General features: G+C 63.5%; 17 protein-coding genes. 8 read left to right on the plus strand and 9 right to left on the minus strand.

The genetic code is table 11. The annotated features are described in order from the left end of the window. Positions 1 to 45: 45 nt before the first annotated feature. From ACXAEK_RS18520 to ACXAEK_RS18535, 4 genes are all read right to left on the minus strand, one after another. On the minus strand, positions 46 to 1470 hold the full coding sequence (locus ACXAEK_RS18520) for an NAD(P)(+) transhydrogenase (Re/Si-specific) subunit beta (RefSeq protein WP_475044130.1): 1425 nt from the start codon (positions 1468 to 1470) through the stop codon (positions 46 to 48). A gap of 16 nt (positions 1471 to 1486) precedes the next feature. Then, complete coding sequence (locus tag ACXAEK_RS18525; protein ID WP_475044132.1) at positions 1487 to 3058, minus strand: Re/Si-specific NAD(P)(+) transhydrogenase subunit alpha; 1572 nt, start codon at positions 3056 to 3058, stop codon at positions 1487 to 1489. A gap of 138 nt (positions 3059 to 3196) precedes the next feature. Continuing rightward, complete coding sequence (locus ACXAEK_RS18530) at positions 3197 to 3646, minus strand: methyltransferase family protein (protein ID WP_475044134.1); 450 nt, start codon at positions 3644 to 3646, stop codon at positions 3197 to 3199. Positions 3647 to 3870: 224 nt separating this feature from the next. After that, entirely contained in the window at positions 3871 to 4815 is a 945-nt protein-coding gene (locus tag ACXAEK_RS18535; RefSeq protein ID WP_475044135.1) for an MBL fold metallo-hydrolase, read from the minus strand. A gap of 144 nt (positions 4816 to 4959) precedes the next feature. Here ACXAEK_RS18535 and ACXAEK_RS18540 point away from each other — a divergent pair, with 144 nt between their 5' ends. From ACXAEK_RS18540 to kynA, 4 genes are all read left to right on the plus strand, one after another. Next, the gene (locus tag ACXAEK_RS18540) at positions 4960 to 5712 is read left to right on the plus strand and encodes an SDR family NAD(P)-dependent oxidoreductase (RefSeq protein WP_475044137.1); all 753 of its coding nucleotides are present in this window, start codon (positions 4960 to 4962) and stop codon (positions 5710 to 5712) included. Further along, positions 5712 to 6095, plus strand: a complete 384-nt coding sequence (locus tag ACXAEK_RS18545) for an MmcQ/YjbR family DNA-binding protein (RefSeq protein ID WP_475044139.1) — start codon at positions 5712 to 5714, stop codon at positions 6093 to 6095. The genes ACXAEK_RS18540 and ACXAEK_RS18545 overlap by 1 nt, the downstream gene beginning before the upstream one ends. A 94-nt stretch (positions 6096 to 6189) precedes the next feature. Then, positions 6190 to 7383 (plus strand): kynureninase, encoded by a 1194-nt coding sequence (kynU, locus tag ACXAEK_RS18550; RefSeq protein ID WP_475044141.1) that lies wholly within the window; start codon positions 6190 to 6192, stop codon positions 7381 to 7383. Positions 7384 to 7532: 149 nt separating this feature from the next. Further along, a complete protein-coding gene (gene kynA, locus ACXAEK_RS18555) occupies positions 7533 to 8366 on the plus strand; it encodes a tryptophan 2,3-dioxygenase (protein WP_475044143.1) in 834 nt (277 codons plus the stop codon). A gap of 31 nt (positions 8367 to 8397) precedes the next feature. On the opposite strand, the gene ACXAEK_RS18560 is transcribed toward kynA, so the two are convergent. Then, entirely contained in the window at positions 8398 to 8979 is a 582-nt protein-coding gene (locus tag ACXAEK_RS18560) for a TetR/AcrR family transcriptional regulator (RefSeq protein ID WP_475044144.1), read from the minus strand. A 93-nt stretch (positions 8980 to 9072) separates the two neighbouring features. Between ACXAEK_RS18560 and ACXAEK_RS18565 the strand changes: the two genes are divergently transcribed. Continuing rightward, complete coding sequence (locus ACXAEK_RS18565) at positions 9073 to 9537, plus strand: (2Fe-2S)-binding protein (RefSeq protein WP_475044146.1); 465 nt, start codon at positions 9073 to 9075, stop codon at positions 9535 to 9537. A gap of 3 nt (positions 9538 to 9540) precedes the next feature. Then, positions 9541 to 11781, plus strand: coding sequence for a xanthine dehydrogenase family protein molybdopterin-binding subunit (locus ACXAEK_RS18570; RefSeq protein ID WP_475044148.1), 2241 nt, complete (start codon positions 9541 to 9543; stop codon positions 11779 to 11781). Positions 11782 to 11821: 40 nt separating this feature from the next. On the opposite strand, the gene ACXAEK_RS18575 is transcribed toward ACXAEK_RS18570, so the two are convergent. The 4 genes from ACXAEK_RS18575 to ACXAEK_RS18590 all read right to left on the minus strand — a co-directional run bounded on the left by ACXAEK_RS18575 (position 11822) and on the right by ACXAEK_RS18590 (position 15918). Further along, on the minus strand, positions 11822 to 12337 hold the full coding sequence (locus tag ACXAEK_RS18575) for a GNAT family N-acetyltransferase (RefSeq protein WP_475044150.1): 516 nt from the start codon (positions 12335 to 12337) through the stop codon (positions 11822 to 11824). Positions 12338 to 12345: 8 nt separating this feature from the next. Further along, a complete protein-coding gene (locus tag ACXAEK_RS18580; protein ID WP_475044151.1) occupies positions 12346 to 13125 on the minus strand; it encodes a gamma-glutamyl-gamma-aminobutyrate hydrolase family protein in 780 nt (259 codons plus the stop codon). Between the two features lie 102 nt (positions 13126 to 13227). Continuing rightward, positions 13228 to 13656: a GlcG/HbpS family heme-binding protein gene (locus ACXAEK_RS18585; RefSeq protein WP_475044153.1), complete on the minus strand. Its 429-nt coding sequence runs from the start codon at positions 13654 to 13656 to the stop codon at positions 13228 to 13230. A gap of 114 nt (positions 13657 to 13770) precedes the next feature. Further along, positions 13771 to 15918 carry a malate synthase G gene (locus ACXAEK_RS18590; RefSeq protein WP_475044154.1) on the minus strand — a complete coding sequence of 716 codons (2148 nt, stop codon included), beginning with the start codon at positions 15916 to 15918 and terminating at the stop codon, positions 13771 to 13773. Positions 15919 to 16141: 223 nt separating this feature from the next. On the opposite strand from ACXAEK_RS18590, the gene pepN reads away from it, so the two are divergent. Beyond that, the gene (pepN, locus tag ACXAEK_RS18595; RefSeq protein ID WP_475044156.1) at positions 16142 to 18694 is read left to right on the plus strand and encodes an aminopeptidase N; all 2553 of its coding nucleotides are present in this window, start codon (positions 16142 to 16144) and stop codon (positions 18692 to 18694) included. After that, a complete protein-coding gene (locus ACXAEK_RS18600) occupies positions 18687 to 19145 on the plus strand; it encodes a hypothetical protein (RefSeq protein WP_475044158.1) in 459 nt (152 codons plus the stop codon). The genes pepN and ACXAEK_RS18600 overlap by 8 nt, the downstream gene beginning before the upstream one ends. Positions 19146 to 19235: the final 90 nt, after the last annotated feature.

Raw genomic sequence — 19235 nt, forward strand, 5'->3', positions numbered from 1 at the left:
AGGCGCCCCGGGTGGAGCGCCTTTCCTTGTCTTTGGCCTGGCGGCTCAGCTGATCATGGTGAGCAGCGTATCGAGGCTGGCCTTGGCGTCGCCATAGAACATGCGGGTGTTGTCCTTGAAGAACAGCGGGTTCTCGATGCCCGAATAGCCGGTGCCCTGGCCGCGTTTGGACACGAAGACCTGTTTTGCTTTCCAGCACTCCAGCACCGGCATGCCGGCGATGGGCGAGTTGGGATCTTCCTGCGCCGCCGGGTTCACGATGTCGTTGGAGCCAATGACGATGGCCACATCGGTTTCCGGGAAGTCCTCGTTGATCTCATCCATTTCAAGGACGATGTCGTAAGGCACCTTGGCTTCGGCCAGGAGCACGTTCATGTGGCCCGGCAGACGGCCTGCCACCGGGTGGATGGCAAAGCGCACGTCCTTGCCCTTGGCGCGCAGGCGGCGGGTGAGTTCCGCCACGTTCTGCTGCGCCTGGGCCACCGCCATGCCGTAGCCGGGGATGATGATGACGCTGTCAGCCTCTTCCAGCGCGGTGGAGACACCGTCGGCGTCGATGGCGATCTGCTCGCCTTCCACTTCCATCGCAGGGCCGGTTGTGCCGCCGAAGCCGCCCAGGATCACCGAGATGAACGAGCGGTTCATCGCCTTGCACATGATGTAGCTGAGGATTGCACCGGAGGAGCCCACCAGCGCGCCGACCACGATCAGCAGGTCATTGCCGAGGCTAAAGCCGATGGCGGCCGCGGCCCAGCCCGAGTAGCTGTTCAGCATCGAGACCACCACCGGCATGTCGGCGCCGCCGATGCCCATGATCAGGTGGTAGCCGATGAACAGCGCCGCCAGGGTCATCAGGATCAGCGGGAAGAAGCCGCCGGTGTTGAAGTACCAGATCAGGCAGAGGAGCGAGAGCGCCGCCGCGCCTGCGTTCAGCATATGGCCGCCCGGCAGTTTGGTGGCCGCCGAGGTGACCTTGCCCGCCAGCTTGCCGAAGGCGATGACCGAGCCGGTGAAGGTGATGGCGCCGATGAAGATGCCGAGGAACAGCTCAACCCGCAGGAAGGCGATCTCGGCCGGGGTCTTCTTGGCGATCAGCTTGGCAAAGGCGCCGAGGTCATCGGTGCTGGCCGCAGCTGCCACATTGCCGATCTCGAAATGGGCGATGAAGCCGACGAAGACCGCCGCCAGGCCGACCAGCGAGTGCATCGCGGCAACCAGCTGCGGCATCTCGGTCATCTGGACCTTCTTGGCGACATAGGTGCCGATGATGCCGCCGCCGGCGATCAGGATCAGCGACAGCAGCCACAGGCCGGAGCCGGGGCCGATGAGGGTGGCAAAAACCGCCAGCCCCATGCCGGCAATGCCGTACCAGACCGCGCGCTTGGCGCTTTCCTGGTTGGACAGCCCGCCAAGGGACAGGATGAAGAGAACAGCCGCAACGACATAGGCGGCGGTGGTGAAACCAATCATAAGTCCGTCCCCCAATTCAAGATTTCTGGAACATGGCGAGCATGCGCCGGGTGACGAGGAATCCGCCGAAGATGTTGATCCCGGCCATGAAGACCGAAAGCGCCGCCAGGAGGATCACCAGGAAGCTGCCCGATCCGATCTGCATCAGCGCGCCCAGGATGATGATCGAGGAGATCGCGTTGGTCACAGCCATCAGGGGCGTGTGCAGCGAGTGTGCGACGCCCCAGATCACCTGGAAGCCGACAAAGCACGACAGCGCAAAGACGATGAAATGCTGCATGAAGCTGGCCGGAGCAAACAGGCCCACCAGCAGCAAGAGAGCACCGCCGCCTGCCAGCATGGTGACCTGGCTTTTGGTCTGCGCCTTGAAGGCTTCGATTTCCTGCGCCCGTTTTTCTTCCGGGGTCAGTTCCGGCACGGTTTCCTTGGGCTTGGCCGCAATCGCCTGCACCTTGGGCGGCGGCGGCGGGAAGGTGATCTCGCCCTCAAACGCCACGGTGGCGCCGCGGATCACGTCGTCCTCCATGTTGTGGTTGACCTGGCCGTCTTTCTCAGGCGTGAGGTCGGCCATCATATGGCGGATGTTGGTGGCGTACAGGCTGGACGACTGCGCCGCCATCCGGGACGGGAAGTCGGTGTAGCCGATGATAGTGACGCCGTTTTCTGTGACGATCTTCTCATCCGCGACGGTCAGCTTGCAGTTGCCGCCCTTCTCTGCCGCGAGGTCCACGATGACCGAGCCCGGCTTCATCGCTGCGACCATGTCTTCGGTCCACAGCTCAGGCGCCTCGCGGTTGGGGATCAGCGCGGTGGTGATGACGATGTCCACCTCTGGAGCCAATTCACGGAACTTGGCGAGCTGCGCTTCGCGGAATTCCGGGCTGGAGACCGAGGCATAACCGCCGGTGGCGGCGCCGTCCTGCTGCTCTTCCTCGAAATCGAGATAGACAAACTCGGCGCCCATCGACTCGACCTGCTCGGCCACTTCCGGGCGCACGTCGAAGGCATAGGTGACCGCACCAAGCGAGGTTGAGGTGCCGATGGCGGCGAGGCCCGCCACACCGGCGCCAACTACCAGAACCTTGGCCGGGGGCACCTTGCCCGCCGCGGTGATCTGACCGGTGAAGAAGCGGCCGAAATTGTTGCCCGCCTCGATCACGGCGCGGTAGCCCGCGATATTGGCCATCGACGACAGCGCATCCATCTTCTGCGCCCGCGAAATACGCGGCACCATTTCCATGGCGATCACATTGGCGCCCTTGGATTTGGCCAGCTCCATGCCTTCTTCATTGCCCGCCGGGTTGAAGAAGGAGATCAGTGTCTTGCCCTTGGTCAGCCGCTTCAGCTCTGTCGCGTCCGGCTGGCGCACCTTGGCGACAATGTCGGAGGCTTTCCACAGCGCTGCCGGGGTCTTGATGATCTCAACCCCTGCCGCCTCATAGGCCGCATCGGAAAAGCCTGCCGCTGCGCCTGCCCCGGTTTCGATCGCGCAATCGTAGCCGAGTTTTTGCAGCTGACGCGCAGAATCCGGCGTCATGCCGACCCGGTTCTCACCTGCAAATGTTTCTTTTGGTGTTCCTATTTTCACCTTTTTGGTCCCCCTCGTCTTGCCCGTGCCAGCAGTGCCCAGGTACGGATCGCAATGATTTCTATTACATCGCGCAATATTGTTGCGCAAGGATTTTGCTGCGCCGCCGCAATTTTATGCCGCAATGCCGCGTTCAGGTCATAGCCAGCGGCGTACTTTCTGCTCATACCGCGCCCAGTCGGCCCGGAACGTGCGCCGCATCCGGTCCTCTTCCGGGATCACGAACCGCTTCTCCAGCAGCCACAGGAAGACCGGGATCAAAGGCAGCGACAGCACCGCGTCGAACCACAGGATGAGGCCCGCGAGGATCAGTACATCGCCCAGGTAAATTGGATTGCGGGAGCGGCTGAAGATGCCCGATTGCACCAGCCGGCTGGGCGTCTGATGCGGAATCACGGAGGTTTTCTGGCGCCGCATCTCAGTAATCGCCAGCAGCGCCAGCAACAGGCCGCCGCCCAGCAGGATACCGCCCAGGAAATCCGCCCAGGCGCCGCCGAAAGACAGCCCGAATGCGGCATGTTTTGCCTGCAGCCAGGCAATCAGCACAGAACCCGCCAGCCAGGCGGGCGGCACGTCCAGCCACCGCATCACGCCCGGTTCTCCGGCAAAATATGTCCTGAAATCACGCACATCGCGGGCAGTTTTCCCTCATCCAGCCAGGCCGTCCAGACCTCTTGAGCCAAGACTGGAAATTAAGGACAAATTGCCCCCGATGCCGCATTTACGGCGAATCTGTCCCGGCTTGCGGCATGATCCTGCACAAAATCCCCCGAAAGCCTAAGTATATTTATGTGTACTGAGGGCGCGGGGCCTTACTCCCACTCCATTTCCTCGAACACGCGGCCTGCGTTCTTGGTCGCCAGTTCCTCGAATGTGTCCAGGCCCTTCCAGCGCGCCTGATCAACATAATATGCGCTTGCGAGGTCTCCGCCCGCCTCGATATGGGCGCCCACCTTGGCCCGCAGGTCGGTCAGATAGTCGAGCGTATAGCGGCGCACCTGCGGCAAATTGGTCGGGTGGCCGTGGCCGGGGATCACATAGGCCGGCGCCAGCGGTTCCAGCTTGTCCTGCCAGGTTTCGATCCAGCATTTGGTGCAGGTGTGCGGGAAGACCGGCAGCATCCGTTCGTGAAAGGCGATGTCGCCGGCAATCAGCAGATCCCAGGCGGGGATCCAGACCTGAATATCGCCGGGGTCATGCGCGGGGCCAAGGTGCAGCACCTGCATTTCCACCCCGCCGAGGCTCAGGTCATAGCGGTCTTCAAAAGACATATTGGCGTGCTCAACACGGGTCTCCCCTGCCCGGTCCTTGTTATAGCCGCGCATGCGTTGCAGGATCATGTCGCTGTTTTCCTGCGTCTCGGCAATCGCCTCGGCATGGGCCAGCACATCGACGCCTTGGTCGCGCCAGTATCCGTTGCCCAGCATCGCGTGGCCCTGGCCGTTTTCGTTGATCACCAGAACCACCGGCTGATCGGTCACCTGCTTGATCTCGTCATGCAAGGCTTGCGCCAGTGCATCGGAGGCACCTGAGTTCACCACCACCACGCCTTCGGAGGTCACGATAAAGGACAAGTTGTTGTTATGGCCCGCGTTTTCATAGGTCGGCGGGGCGGTGGCGCCGATGGCGGAGAAGACATTCGGAATGACCTCAACCGGTTTCGAATACAGCTCGGACTGGGGGTACTGGTCGGCGATATCCTCGCTGGCAAAGGCGGCGAATGGCACCAGCAGGGCAAGGGCGGCAAGGGGTTTCATCACATCTCTCCCGGATCATTTGCCACAACATTCACACATGCGAATATAACTGTAAACGCCCTCTGTGTGCGGCGTGACGGCACGGCGGGGTTGCCAGATGCCCCTGCCCGGCTAGGCTGAGCCGCAAAACAGGGAGGCGAGGCCATGAGCTTGCAAGGCAAACACGCGCTGGTCACCGGCGGCGGCACCGGTATCGGGCTGGCCATTGCGCAGGGGTTGGCCGCGCAGGGCGCCCAAGTCACCATCACAGGGCGCAGGCTGGAGGTGCTGGAGGAGGCCGTAACAGACGGGCTGCATCCGCTGGTCATGGATGTGCGCGACGAGGACGACGTGGCGGCCAAGGTTGCCGCCGCGGTGGAGGCCCGCGGCCCGGTACAGGTCTGTGTGGCCAACGCGGGCGTGGCCGAGGGCGCCGCGCTGCACAAGACCTCGATGGCGTTCTGGCGCAATATGATGGCGACCAATTTGGATGGTGCCTTTCTGACCATCAGGGAATGCTTTACCTCAATGCGGCAGACGGATTGGGGCCGGGTGATTACCGTCTCCTCCATTGCCGGGCTGCGGGGGCTGAAAGGCGGTGCCTGTTACACGGCCAGCAAACACGGGCTGGTCGGGCTGACGCGCGCGCTGAGCGAGGATTATCTGGGCACGCCCTTTACCTTCAACGCGCTGTGCCCCGGCTATGTGGACACCCCGATTGTTGAGCGCAACATCACCTCGATCGCCCAGCGCGCGGGCTTAAGCTCAGTGGAGGCGCTGGACGTGATGGTCAACGCCAACCGCCACAAGCGGCTGATTGAGCCGGAGGAAGTGGCGGCGGCGGCCCTATGGCTGTGCGGTCCCGGCTCGGGTTCAGTCAATGGCCAGTGCATCGAAATAGCCGGGGGGCAGATGTGATGAACCGAGAGGAATTCAACGCCTTCTGCGCCACCTTTCCAGCGGCCGAGCATGTCGTGCAATGGGGCAATTCCGACGTCTGGAAGGCGGGCGGCAAGCTGTTTGCCGTCTGCGGCTGGGCCGAGGGGCAGGATGCCTTCACCTTCAAGGCGGGCGATATCGCCTATGAGGTGCTGCAGGAGCGCCCCGGTGTCCGCCCGGCGCCCTATTTGGCGTCGCGGGGCATGAAATGGCTGCAGCAGTTTGACAGCGACGGCCTGACGGATGCGGAGCTTAAAGAGCAGATCACCCTGTCCTATCAGATGGTGACCGCGAAGCTGTCCAAAAAGAAGCGCGCCGAGTTCGGCATCCCCGACCCGCAAGCGGACACAAGCCAAGGTTAATGCAGACAGCCCGCCTCTGGACAGAATGGCCTGGGTGCGATAGCAAATCCTAAAAATCTTTAAGCTTGAAATACCGATCAGACGCGAGGCCTCCATGACCGATTTTGCCGCAACCAAGGCGATGTTCGACCTGCCCGAAGGGGTGATCTATCTGGATGGCAACTCATTGGGTCCGCTGCCCCGCGCCGCCCGGGAGCGGGTCGGGGCCATGATGCAGGACGAATGGGGCCAGATGCTGATCACCGGCTGGAACAAGGCCGGCTGGATGGACAAGCCCAAGGCGCTGGGGGACCGGGTCGGGCGGCTGATCGGGGCGGAGCCGGGCCATGTGGTGATGGGCGATACGCTGTCGATCAAGGTTTACCAGGCCGTCGCCTCGGCGCTGGAGCTGAACCCGGGCCGCAAGGTAGTGCTGTCGGACAATGGCAACTTTCCCACCGATCTCTATATGGCCGGCGGGCTGCTGAAATCGCTGGGGCCGGAGTATGAGCTGCGGGTGGTGAACCCGGAGGCGGTTGAGGACGCCATCACCGATGAGATCGCGGTGCTGATGATCACAGAGGTGGACTACCGCACCGGGCGCAAGCACGACATGAAGGCGCTGACCGAAAAGGCCCATGCCCATGGCGTGCTGACGGTCTGGGATCTGGCGCACTCGGCGGGTGCCATTCCGGTGGATCTGGCCGGGTGCCGTGCGGATTTTGCGGTTGGCTGCACCTACAAATACCTGAATGGCGGCCCCGGCGCGCCGGCCTTCATCTATGTGTCACCACGCCACGCAGAGACCGCCCGCCCGGCGTTGTCGGGCTGGCTGGGGCATGAGGCGCCTTTTGCCTTTGACCTCGACTACCGGCCCGGCAGCGGCATCGACCGGATGCGCGTCGGCACGCCGCCGGTAATCCAGCTGACCGCGCTGGAGGCGGCAATGGACATCTGGGACATGGCGGAAATGGAGGCCGTGCGCGCCAGGTCCGTCGAACTTTGCAACCTGTTCATCGCGCTGGTTGAAGAGAGCTGCCCGCAGCTGGAGCTGGCCTCGCCGCGCGACCCCGCCTTCCGCGGCAGCCAGGTGTCGTTCAAGTTCGACGAGGGCTATGCGGCGATGCAGGCGCTGATTGCCCGCGGTGTGATCGGCGACTTCCGGGCGCCCGATATCATGCGGTTCGGCTTCACCCCGCTGTATATCGACGAGGGTGACGTGCGCGCGGCGGCTGAAATCATTGCCGATGTCATGACCAACGCCCTGTGGGACCGGCCGGAATACATGGTCCGCCACGCGGTCACCTGATGCAGGGCGCGCGCGCATACCATCTGCCGCTCTGCCGCCCGGCGGGCTGGGTCGCGCTGTGGCGCCGCCTGGCCCAATGCGGCACCCTGAACCGGAGGACGCATTCCTTTCCCTGACGTATGCTACCCTTAGGAAAAGGAATGACTCCGATGACCAAACCCTACGATCCCGCCGACGACGGCGCCCAAATGTCCTTTGACGGGCGCATGTCCTATGGCGATTACCTGTCGCTCGATATGCTGCTGAATGCGCAGAAGACATGGACCAATACCCATGACGAAATGCTGTTCATCATTCAGCATCAGACCTCTGAGCTGTGGATGCGGCTGGCCATTCACGAGTTGAGCGCCGCCCGCGAGCGGCTGCTGAGCGGCCAGGCGCGGCAGGCGTTCAAGATGCTGGCGCGGGTGGCGCGGATCTTTGAACAGCTCAACTCCGCCTGGGACGTGCTGCGCACCATGACGCCCTCGGATTACACGGCCTTCCGGGATGAGCTGGGCCAAAGCTCCGGCTTTCAGTCGCATCAGTACCGGCAGATCGAATTTATGCTGGGCAACCGCAACAAGGCGATGCTGCGGCCCCACGCGCACCGGCCGGACATTCTGGCGCTGCTGGAGGCGGAACTGGCGCAGCCGTCGCTGTATGATGTGGCGCTGAAGGCGCTGGCCCAGAGCTTTGCGCTGCCGGATGAAGTGGTGAACCGGGATGTTTCCGAGGCCTATCAGCCGCATGAGGCGGTGCAGGCCGCCTGGACAGAGGTTTACCGCGACACCGAAACCCACTGGGAGCTGTATGAACTGGCCGAGAAGCTGGTGGATTTCGAGGATTACTTCCGCCGCTGGCGTTTCAACCATGTGACCACGGTGGAGCGCGTGATCGGCTTCAAGCGCGGCACCGGCGGCACCGGCGGCGTCAGCTATCTGAAGCGGATGCTGGAGGTGGAGCTGTTCCCAGAGCTGTGGCACCTGCGCACCGAGCTGTGAAAGTTCAGCGGGCCGGCCCTACCGGCCCGCATCACCGCGGTGTCAGCCCAGCCCCGGCCAAGGCCGCCAGCTGGCGCACCCCGGCCTGGTAGGCCGCGTAATCCGCGGCGGTCTGTTTGATCCCCTTCAACGAGGCGCAGAGGGTCCGGGCAATCACCGCGGCATCGCCGCTCAGCACCGCCTGCCCGGCATTGGCCTGCTGCTGCAGCCAGTCCGCATAGATTCCGCTGAGCGCCGCCTCTCCTGCTTCGATCTCTGCGCCGGCCACATGTTTGGTGACCTCGAACAGCTCCATCCCATGCGGCGAGGCCATCATCTGTTCAATCGCTTCACCGCCTTGGGCCGCAAAGGCCGCCTGCAATTGGTCCGGCAGCGGCCCCGGTCCGGCCAGTGCAGCACGGACACCGGCTGCAGCGTTGCCGTAGTAGGCAGTCACCAAGGCCCGAAAAATCGCGTCCTTGTTCTTGAAATGCAGATACAGTGCGGGCCGCGACATGCCCGCGCCCTTGGCGATGTCATCCATCGAGGTCTTGCGGAACCCATAGGTGGAAAACGCCATCCAGGCGGCCTCGAGGATTGCCTGCTGTTTCGGATCAATGCCTGCCATGTTCATGTTTCCGCTTCTGACATTGTTTGTAAAAAATGTCAATTGACACCCTGACAAAACTCGTTACTTTTGTCAGAAGCACAGCAAGGGAGCCCCGCCATGCCAACAGACCTGCGCATCAATGGAAAAACCCATCAGGTAGATCTGCCTGATGATGTTCCCCTTCTCTGGGTTCTGCGGGATGAGGTTGGCCTCACCGGCACCAAGTTCGGTTGCGGTGTGGCCGCCTGCGGCGCCTGCACTGTGCAGATTGATGGCGAGGCGGTGCGCTCCTGCCAGGTGGCGCTGTCGGATGTCTGGGGCGAGGTCACCACGATTGAGGGCCTCGGCACGCCGGAGGCGATGGCCGCGATCCAGCAGGCCTGGGTGGAGCATCAGGTGGCCCAATGCGGCTACTGCCAGTCGGGCCAGATCATGCAAGCGGCCAGCCTGCTGGCGGAAAACCCGGCGCCTTCCGATGCAGAAATTGACGAGGCTATGCAAGGAAACCTTTGCCGCTGCGGCACCTACCCGCGCATTCGCGCCGCGATCCATGCCGCCGCCCAGAAGATGCAGGAGGCGTAACCCATGGCCAGTATTGCAAAAATCGCCCGCCGCACCTTTCTGATCGGCTCAGCCGCCATTGTCGGCGGCGTGGCTTTCGGCGCCTATTACGTCAGCCGCCCGGCCCCGAACCCGCTGAAACCGGCAGAAGGTGAAGCGGCGCTCAACCCGTTTGTGCTCATTGACCAGAACGGTGTCACCCTGTTTGCACCGCGCGCCGAGATGGGCCAGGGCGTGAAAACCAGCTGGGCCGCGCTGATCGCTGAGGAACTGGATTTGGAGCTGGACCAGGTCCGGGTTCTGCACGGCCCTGCCGCGCAGGCCTATTACAACTCTGCCTTCATCGCCGATGCGCTGCCGGGCAAGGGCTATGACAGCGGCAATTTTAAACATGCCGTGGGCGAGGCGCTGGGGCATATCGGCAAGGTGCTGAACCTGCATGGCACCGGCGGCTCCACCTCGATGAAGGACGGGTTCAAGCGGATGCGCCAAGCCGGCGCCGCCGCGCGCGAGACGCTGAAGCAGGCCGCGGCAGAACGGCTGGGTGTGGACCGCAGCAAGCTGAGCACCGCAAAGGGCGCGGTGATTGCTCCGGACGGGACGCAGATCCCCTATACCGATCTGGCGATGGACGCCGCCAAACTGGAACCGGTGGACGCAGACCTGCGCCCCAGCAGCCAGTGGCGGCTGATCGGCAAACCGCAGCCGCGGATTGACATGGCAGAAAAGGCCACTGGCACCGCCGAGTTCGGCATCGACGTGCGGCTGCCGGGGATGAAGTTTGCCTCTGTCCGCATGAACCCGCGCCAGGGCGGCGGCATGAAGGGCTTTGACGCCACCGCTGCCGAAGGGATGCCCGGTGTCGAGAAGGTCGTGGACATGGGGGCCGGCGTGGCCGTGGTGGCAACAAACACCTGGCTGGCGATGCAGGCGCTGGACGCCATCGACGTGGACTGGGAGGACGCCCCCTACCCGCCGGAAACCGATCAGATCTTTGCAAAAATCGCAGAAGCGTTTGACGATGCGCCGAACTCCGTCCTGCGGGATGACGGCGATGCGGACGCGCTGCCTGATGGCGCAACCGAACTGACGGCAGACTACCAGGTGCCTTACCTGGCCCATGCCACCATGGAGCCGATGAATGCCACCGCGCTGCTGCAGGACGGCAAGCTGACCCTTTGGTGCGGCAACCAGATGCCGACCTTCGTGCAGATGAAATGCGCCGGGGAGGCCGGGCTGGAAACGGATCGGGTGGAGGTCAACACCACCTATCTTGGCGGCGGCTTCGGGCGGCGGGCCGAGTTCGACTATGCGGTGCTGGCCACCCGGCTGGCGAAACAGATGCCCGGCACCCCGGTGCAGCTGACCTGGAGCCGCGAGGAGGATATGCGCCACGACATGTACCGCCCCGGGGCGCTGGCACGGATGCGCGGCGCGGTGAAGGGCGGCCAGGCGGTGCTGCTGGACGGCAAGGTTGCAGCCGCCTCGCCAGTTGCGCAGGCGATGAAACGGCTGGCGGATCTGCCTGCCGCCGGCCCCGACAAGGTGCATGTGGAGGGGTTCTTCAATGCGCCTTATGCAATCCCGAGCTTCCGCATGGCCGGCCACCTGTCGGACATCCAGATCCCTGTCGGGTTCTGGCGCTCAGTCGGCAACAGTTTCAACGCCTTCTTCGTTGAAAGCTTCATTGACGAGATGGCCCATGCTGCCGGCACCGATCCGCTGGAATTCCGGCTGGACATGGCGCGCCGTGAATGGGCGCCAGCCGCTGCGGTGCTGGAAGCGGTCAAGGAAATGTCCGGCTGGACCGGCAAGACCCCCGAAGGCACAGGCCGCGGGGTGGCGCTGTGCTACAGCTTCGGAACCCCCGTGGCCGAAGTGATCGAAGTGGTGGACGAAGACGGCAGCATCCGCATCGCCAACGCCTGGATTGCCTGCGACGTCGGCCGGGCCATCGACCCGGAGATCGTCAAGGCGCAGATGTTCAGCGGCATGGTCTATGGGCTGTCGGCGGCGTGTTTCGGCGAGATCACCTTTGCCGAAGGCGCGGCGGAACAGGGCAATTTTCCGGACTACGACGCAATCCGTATGCATACGATGCCGCGGACAGAGGTGAAGGTGCTGGAAACCCAAGCGCAGCTTGGCGGCGTTGGCGAACCCGGCACCCCGCCCGCAGCCCCGGCACTGGCCAATGCGCTTTTCGACCTCACAGGCAAACGCGCCCGGCGGCTGCCGCTGATGCATGACTTTGAGCTGCTGATCTGAACCAAAATGCGGCCTGCCTTGCCGGGCGGGCCGCACATCCTCAGACGAGCGCTTTCACCATCCGGTAATTGTGGAGCATCACACCGCGGCGCTCAACCTCGCGCCTGTGATCCACAGTGAACCCGCGCTTTTCGAAGAAACCGCGTGCCGCTTCGCTGGCGTTTACATAAAGCTGCGCCAGGCCCCGCTGCCGCGCCGCGGCTTCCAGCTGACCATAGAGCGCCGCTGCTGCACCCTGCCCTGCCGCCCGCGGATGGCAGAACAGCATGTCGATAAGCCCATCGCTTTCCAAGTCGATAAATGCGTCCGGGACATCGCTGCTGCCGGCCGCCACCCACAGTTCCCGCCCATCCATCAGCCGTTGCCGGAACGGCTCTGCCGGCGGAACGTCCGGGCACCAGGCGGCGGTTTGTTCCGGAGAATAAAAGCGGCTGGCAATACCATGCACCGCGGCATGGAACACATCTGCCAGTGCGGCGGCGTCCTCAGGTTTTCCGCGCCTGACCTTGAACGGCCCCTGCTCCAAGGCAGCGCCGTCTGCAGCATTGCACATCATGGGAGACCTTATGCAGATTTTTGCAAACCGGCCTGCGACCCCGCGTCCGCCCAGGCCCGTACCGCATCTCCGAACGCCTCAAACAGCGGCCGCGACACCGGGTCCGCTGCGGCTTCCCACTCGGGGTGCCATTGCACCGACAGGGTAAAGCCCGGCGCATCCTTGATATAGACCGCCTCCGGCGTGCCATCCGGCGCGTGGCCGTCGATCACAACCCGCGCGCCCGGGCGTTTGATGCCCTGGCCGTGCAGCGTGTTGGTCATCACCTCTTCCGCCCCGAACAAACGGTGGAACACGCCGCCCGGGTTGAACTTGACCGTGTGGCGCAGGGCAAATTTTTCCTCCAGCGTGCCGTCCGGCGGCATCCGGTGGTTCATCCGCCCCGGCAGGTCGCGGATTTCCGGGTGCAGGGTGCCGCCCATTGCCACGTTCACCTCCTGGAAGCCGCGGCAGATGCCCAGGAAAGGCTGGCCGCGCTCCACACAGGCGCGGATCAGCGGCAGGGTGATGGCGTCACGGGCCCGGTCAAAGGCGCCGTGCGCCTCGGTCTCGGCCTCGCCGTATTCGTTGGGATGCACGTTGGGGCGCCCGCCGGTCAGCAGGAAGCCGTCGAAAGTGCGAAGCAGTTCCTCGACGGTCACAAACCGCGGATCCGATGGGATCATCAGCGGCATACAGCCTGCAACCTCGGCAATCGCCTCGGAATTCATCGTGCCGCCCGCATGCACGGGATACTGATCGTTCAGCAGATAGGAATTGCCGATAATGCCTACTTTGGGTCGCGCCATGGTCTGCTTGTCTCCGTTCCCTGACAGAAAACCTAGCTCTGCCAAAGGCCGGGTTCAACCGCAGTGACGGCGCAACTCAGTGTTCACAGGCGCACGGGAGAGTCAGATTTCCCCTGACAGGCCAGCAGCTTCGATACCCGCCATGGCGGCAATCGCGTCATTGTCAGAGGTGTCGCCCGTCACACCGACCGCACCGATCACCGCGCCATCCGCACCGCGCACCAGCACACCGCCCGGCACCGGCACCACCTGGCCGCCATAGACACCGTTCACTGCGGCCATGAAATAGGCCTGCGCCTCAGCCCGCGCCATCTGGGCACTGCCTGCCATGCCCAGCATCACCGAGCCATAGGCCTTGCCATGCGCAATCGGAAACCGGCCAGGTGCGGCGCCGTCTTCGCGTTCGAAGGCCTGTACATGGCCGCCGGCATCCAGCACCACTGCAGACAGCGGTTTCAGGTTCAGTTCGCGCCCCTTTTCCAGCGCTACGCGGATAATGGTGCGCGCCTGTTCCAGTGAAATATCAGCCATGGGTCCTGTCCTTCTCGCTTGGGTGACGTCTCCAACCGGAAAAGGAGGCCAAAAGGCCCCCTTTGACTACCCCTTTTTGCGGGGAAACTGTTTCATCCGGCCAGTTTGCCGCGCTCAGGCCGCCGCTTCCTGCGCTTTCAGCTCCAGCCGCCGGGCGTGCAGCACCGGCTCGGTATAACCCGACGGCTGCACCCGGCCCTTGAACACCAGGTCGCAGGCCGCGTTGAAGGCGATGGTGTCATATCCCGGCGCCATCGCGCGGTAGCTGTTGTCGCCGCGGTTCTGCTCATCCACCACCTTGGCCATCTTGCGCAAGCTGCCCATGACCTCCTCCTCGGAGACGACACCATGGTGCAGCCAGTTGGCGATGTGCTGGGCGGAGATCCGGCAGGTGGCGCGGTCCTCCATCAGGCCAACGTCGTTGATGTCCGGCACCTTGGAGCAGCCCACCCCCTGATCGACCCAGCGCACCACATAGCCGAGGATGCCTTGGGCGTTGTTATCCACCTCACGGGCGATCTGGCGCGGGGTCCACTTGCGGTAGGTCGCCAGCGGGATTTCCAGGATGCCGTCCACATGGGCGCGGCGGCCGCCAGCCTTGAGTTTCTCCTGCACCGCCAGCACATCCACCTTGTGGTAGTGCAGCGCGTGCAGGGTCGCAGCGGTCGGGCTCGGCACCCAGGCGCAGTTGGCGCCGGATTTCGGATGCTCGATCTTCTGCTCGATCATCGCCGCCATCATGTCGGGCATCGCCCACATGCCCTTGCCGATCTGCGCCTTGCCTGACAGGCCGCACTCCAGGCCGATATCCACATTCAGGTTCTCATAGGCGCCGATCCAGCCCTTGCGCTTGATGAAATCCTTGCGGGAGAACGGCCCGGCCTCCATCGAGGTGTGGATCTCGTCGCCGGTGCGGTCGAGGAAGCCGGTGTTGATAAAGGCCACCCGGTTCTTGGCGGCGCGGATGCATTCCTTGAGGTTGACCGAGGTGCGGCGCTCCTCATCCATGATGCCGATCTTCACCGTGTGGCGCGGCAGGCCGAGAATGTCCTCGACCTTGCCGAAAATCCGGTCGGTAAAGGCGACTTCCTCCGGACCATGCATCTTGGGCTTCACCACATAGACAGAGCCATGGGCAGAATTGCCGCCCTCGCGCTTCAGATCATGCATGGCAGCCGTCACGGTGATCAGCGCATCCAGCAGGCCTTCGAAGGCCTCGTTGCCATCCTTGTCCAAAACAGCAGGGTTGGTCATCAGATGGCCGACATTGCGCACCCACAGCAAGGCGCGGCCTTTCAAGGTCATCGCCGCGCCATCCGGCGCCGTAAAGCCGAAATCCGGGTTCAGTCGTCGGGTAATGGTCTTGCCGCCCTTGTCTAGAACCGCCTCCAGATCGCCCTTCATCAGGCCCAGCCAGTTGGAATAGGCCAGCACTTTGTCCTCGGCATCGACGCAAGCCACCGAATCTTCGCAGTCCATGATCGCGGACATCGCGCTTTCCAGCCGCACATCGGCCAGGCCGGCCTGGTCGCGGGCGCCGATCGCGTGGGCGCGGTCAAACACCAGTTCCACATGCAAGCCATTGTTGCGCAGCAGCACGGATTCGGGTGCCTTGGGGTTGCCGCGGTAGCCTGCAAATTTCTCCGGCTGCGCCAGCGGCAGATCGTCGATCAGCAGCTGGCCCTCCTGCACGTGATAGCGGCGCACATCCGCGTGGCTGGCGCCGTTGATCGGAAAGGCCTCGTCCAGGAAGACCCGCGCCCGCGCCACAACCCGCGCGCCGCGCCCCTTGTCATAGCCGCCCGCAGGCGCCGGGGTTCCCATCGCGTCAGTGCCATAGAACCCGTCATAAAGGCTGCCCCAGCGCGCATTGGCCGCGTTCAGCGCGTAACGGGCGTTGGTGATCGGCACCACCAGCTGCGGCCCGGGCACCGAAGCGATTTCGGGGTCCACATTCTGCGTCCCGATCTCGAAATCGCCGCCCTCCGGCAGCAGGTAGCCAATCTCTGCCAGGAACGCCTTGTAGCCTTCGTGGTCATGCGGCTTATCGCGGTTGGCGATGTGCCAGGCGTCGATCCTGGCCTGGATGTCTTCACGTTTGGCCAGCAGCGCACGGTTCTCCGGGCCAAAGCCGTTCACCAGCTCTGCCAGGCCTTTCCAGAACGCATCAGCCTCCACCCCGGTGCCCGGCAGCGCCTGTTTCTCGATGAACTCCGCCAGCTCCGGCGCGACCTGAATTCCCTGTTTCTCGACCCGGCTCATGACTTGCTCCTTCCGGCGGTACACCACTGTATGCTGCACCCTAACTAGGGCAGAAGTTTCCGATCGGCAACAAAACACCCTGCCGCTGAAACCGAACTCACTTTCTTGTTTTCCAAGAAAGTTCTGCGGATTTTTCCTGAACCTGCCAAGAACCCGCCAATCCGCTTGCAGTCGCGCCCCTGTCCGCTACACCTGAACAGAAGCAGTGCAGAGGAGAACGAGAATGGCCAAAGACACGCCCCAGACCTTCTACCTGAAAGACTACACGCCCTTTGGGTTTGACGTCGAAAGCGTTCACCTGACCTTCCGCCTGACACCGGAAACCACCCGGGTGCTCAGCAAGATCCGCTTTGCACCCAAGGCGGATGCAGCGGACAAGACCTTCTTTCTGCACGGCGAGGAGCTGCAGCTGATCTCCGCCAAAATCGACGGCGGGGCTGTGACGCCCGAACTGGTCGATGGCGGTCTCAAATGCGATGTGCCCAGCGCCCCCTTCACCTGGGAAGCCGAGGTGGAGATCAACCCGGCCGGCAATACCGCGCTGGAGGGGCTTTACATGTCGAACAGCATGTATTGCACCCAATGCGAGGCCGAGGGCTTCCGCAAGATCACCTATTACCCCGACCGCCCCGACGTGATGTCCACCTTCACCGTGCGGATCGAGGGCGACGAACCGGTGATGCTGTCCAACGGCAACCCGGTGGGCGCGGGCGAAGGCTGGGCCGAATGGCATGATCCCTGGCCGAAACCGGCCTATCTGTTTGCGCTGGTGGCGGGCGACCTGGTGAACCATCCCGGCAGCTTCACCACCAAGTCCGGCAAGGAGGTGGAGCTGAACATCTGGGTCCGCCCCGGCGACGAGGGCAAATGCGCCTTTGGCATGGAGGCGCTGAAGAAGTCGATGAAGTGGGACGAAGACGTCTACGGCCTGGAATACGACCTGGAGCTGTTCAACATTGTCGCCGTGGACGACTTCAACATGGGTGCGATGGAGAACAAGGGGTTGAACATTTTCAACTCTTCCTGCGTTCTGGCGTCGCCAGAGACCTCCACAGATGCCAATTTCGAACGTATCGAGGCGATTATCGCCCATGAGTATTTCCACAATTGGACCGGCAACCGGATCACCTGCCGTGACTGGTTTCAGCTGTGCCTCAAGGAAGGGCTGACGGTTTTCCGCGATGCCCAGTTCACCGCCGACATGCGCTCGGAACCGGTGAAGCGGATCGACGACGTGATTACGCTCCGCACCCGCCAGTTCCCTGAGGACAACGGCCCCCTCGCCCATCCGCCGCGCCCTGAAGCCTTCCAGGAGATCAACAACTTCTACACCGCCACCGTCTATGAAAAAGGCGCTGAGGTGATCGGCATGCTCAAGCGGCTGGTGGGGGATGAGAACTACTACAAGGCGCTGAAGCTCTATTTTGACCGCCACGACGGCCAGGCCTGCACCATCGAGGACTGGCTGAAGGTGTTTGAGGACGCAACCGGGCGCGACCTGAGCCAGTTCAAACTGTGGTACAGCCAGGCGGGCACCCCGCGGGTGAAGGTCTCGGAATATTACGCCGATGGCACCTATACCCTAACGTTTGAGCAATCGACGCCGCCCACACCCGGCCAGCCCGACAAGGCGCCGCGGGTGATCCCAATGGCGGTGGGCCTGTTATCGCCCAACGGCGACGAGGTGCGCGCAACGGAAGTATTGGAACTGACCGAGGCCAAGCAGAGCTTCACCTTCGACGGCCTCGGCGCAAAGCCGGTACCGTCGATCCTGCGCGAGTTCTCCGCCCCGGTGATCCTGGAACGCGAGACCAGCAACGCCGAACGCGCCTTCCTGCTGGCCCATGACACCGACCCGTTCAACCGCTGGGAGGCCGGCAACGCGCTGGCCAAGGAAACCCGCGTTGCGATGGTGCTGGATGGCGCTGCACCCGATGCGGCTTATCTGGACGCGCTGGAGAAACTGGTGCGCGACGACGATCAGGATCCGGCCTTCCGCGCCCTGGTGCTGTCGCCGCCCAGCCAGGCCGACATCGCCCAGACCCTGCATGACCGGGGCTTCACCCCCGATCCGCAAAAGATCTATGACGCGGCAGAGACTTTTACCCAGACCCTGGCGCAGCAGCTGGAAACCAGCCTGCCCCGGCTTTATGCGGCGACCACTGTCGAAGGCCCGTACTCGCCCGATGCCGAAGGGGCCGGCAAACGTGCCCTCAATGGCCGCATCCTGTCGCTGCTGACCCGGCTGGACGGCGGCGAGCAGGCCGCGCGCCAGTATGAGGCCGCGGACAACATGACCCAGCAATATGCCGCCCTGGCTGCGCTGATGAAGGCTGAGAAGGGCGAAGCGCAAAGCCAGGCGTTCTTTGACCAATGGCAGGACGACCGGCTGGTGATGGACAAATGGTTTGCGCTGCAAATCGCCTGCGCCGCGCCAGAAAAGACGGCTGCCACCGCCGCAGACCTCACCCGGCACACGCTGTTTGACATGAAGAACCCCAATCGCTTCCGCGCGGTGATGGGGGCGCTGGCGGGCAACCACGCGGGCTTCCACCATGCCAGCGGCGAGGGCTATCAGCTGCTGGCGGACAATCTGATCGCGCTGGACAAGCTGAACCCGCAGACCACCGCCCGCATGTGCGCCGCCTTCCAGACCTGGAAGCGCTACGGCAGCGACCGCCAGTCGCTAATCCGCGCCCAGCTCAGCCGGATTGCGGGCACAGAGGGTCTCAGCCGCGACACCACTGAAATGGTCACCCGGATCCTGGATGCCTGAAACGCCTGAACCCTTGCCCCCGGCGGCGGACTACAGCTTCTCCCGCCGGGGCCGCTCCGCCGCTGCCATTCTGGCAACGGGCGGCTGGCTTGCGGCGCTTCTGGCGCTGTGGCTGGTGCTGGATGCCGCCCTGTGGCTGGTGGTCCTGCTGGCCCTGCCGGTACTGCCTGCGCTGGCCGATTTGGTGCGCAACCCTCTATCCGGGCTGAAAATCTCCCAAGACCGGATAGAGTGGTTCAGCGGCAAGCTGACCGGGCAGGCGCGGCTCGGCGAAATTGACCGCGTGCGGTTCGACACCCGCTGGGACTTTTCGGTGCGCGCGACACTGATCCTGAAAAATGGCAAGCGCATCCGGCTGCCGCAGGAGGCCACGCCGCCGCACGCGGAAACAGATGCGGAGTTTCTGAAACGCGGTATCCGCACGGAACGGCACCACTTCACCGCGTTTTGAAGGCTCTCCGTCAATCGTCCATTGAAATCCGTTCAGATTTTAAACAGCCACGCGCGAATAACCGCCAGCGTGCGTTAACTTCCTCAGTGC

It is taken from the genome of Leisingera sp. ABM4_101, assembly GCF_056158725.1.

Coding starts and splice junctions, on each gene's coding strand:
- ACXAEK_RS18545 (WP_475044139.1), top strand. CDS start 5,712: ATGAACCGAGAGGAATTCAACGCCTTCTGCGCCACCTTTCCAGCGGCC.
- kynU (WP_475044141.1), top strand. CDS start 6,190: ATGACCGATTTTGCCGCAACCAAGGCGATGTTCGACCTGCCCGAAGGG.
- ACXAEK_RS18520 (WP_475044130.1), bottom strand. CDS start 1,470: ATGATTGGTTTCACCACCGCCGCCTATGTCGTTGCGGCTGTTCTCTTC.
- ACXAEK_RS18530 (WP_475044134.1), bottom strand. CDS start 3,646: ATGCGGTGGCTGGACGTGCCGCCCGCCTGGCTGGCGGGTTCTGTGCTG.
- ACXAEK_RS18580 (WP_475044151.1), bottom strand. CDS start 13,125: ATGGCGCGACCCAAAGTAGGCATTATCGGCAATTCCTATCTGCTGAAC.
- ACXAEK_RS18575 (WP_475044150.1), bottom strand. CDS start 12,337: ATGATGTGCAATGCTGCAGACGGCGCTGCCTTGGAGCAGGGGCCGTTC.
- ACXAEK_RS18565 (WP_475044146.1), top strand. CDS start 9,073: ATGCCAACAGACCTGCGCATCAATGGAAAAACCCATCAGGTAGATCTG.
- ACXAEK_RS18600 (WP_475044158.1), top strand. CDS start 18,687: ATGCCTGAAACGCCTGAACCCTTGCCCCCGGCGGCGGACTACAGCTTC.
- ACXAEK_RS18585 (WP_475044153.1), bottom strand. CDS start 13,656: ATGGCTGATATTTCACTGGAACAGGCGCGCACCATTATCCGCGTAGCG.
- kynA (WP_475044143.1), top strand. CDS start 7,533: ATGACCAAACCCTACGATCCCGCCGACGACGGCGCCCAAATGTCCTTT.
- ACXAEK_RS18535 (WP_475044135.1), bottom strand. CDS start 4,815: ATGAAACCCCTTGCCGCCCTTGCCCTGCTGGTGCCATTCGCCGCCTTT.
- ACXAEK_RS18590 (WP_475044154.1), bottom strand. CDS start 15,918: ATGAGCCGGGTCGAGAAACAGGGAATTCAGGTCGCGCCGGAGCTGGCG.
- ACXAEK_RS18570 (WP_475044148.1), top strand. CDS start 9,541: ATGGCCAGTATTGCAAAAATCGCCCGCCGCACCTTTCTGATCGGCTCA.
- pepN (WP_475044156.1), top strand. CDS start 16,142: ATGGCCAAAGACACGCCCCAGACCTTCTACCTGAAAGACTACACGCCC.
- ACXAEK_RS18560 (WP_475044144.1), bottom strand. CDS start 8,979: ATGAACATGGCAGGCATTGATCCGAAACAGCAGGCAATCCTCGAGGCC.
- ACXAEK_RS18540 (WP_475044137.1), top strand. CDS start 4,960: ATGAGCTTGCAAGGCAAACACGCGCTGGTCACCGGCGGCGGCACCGGT.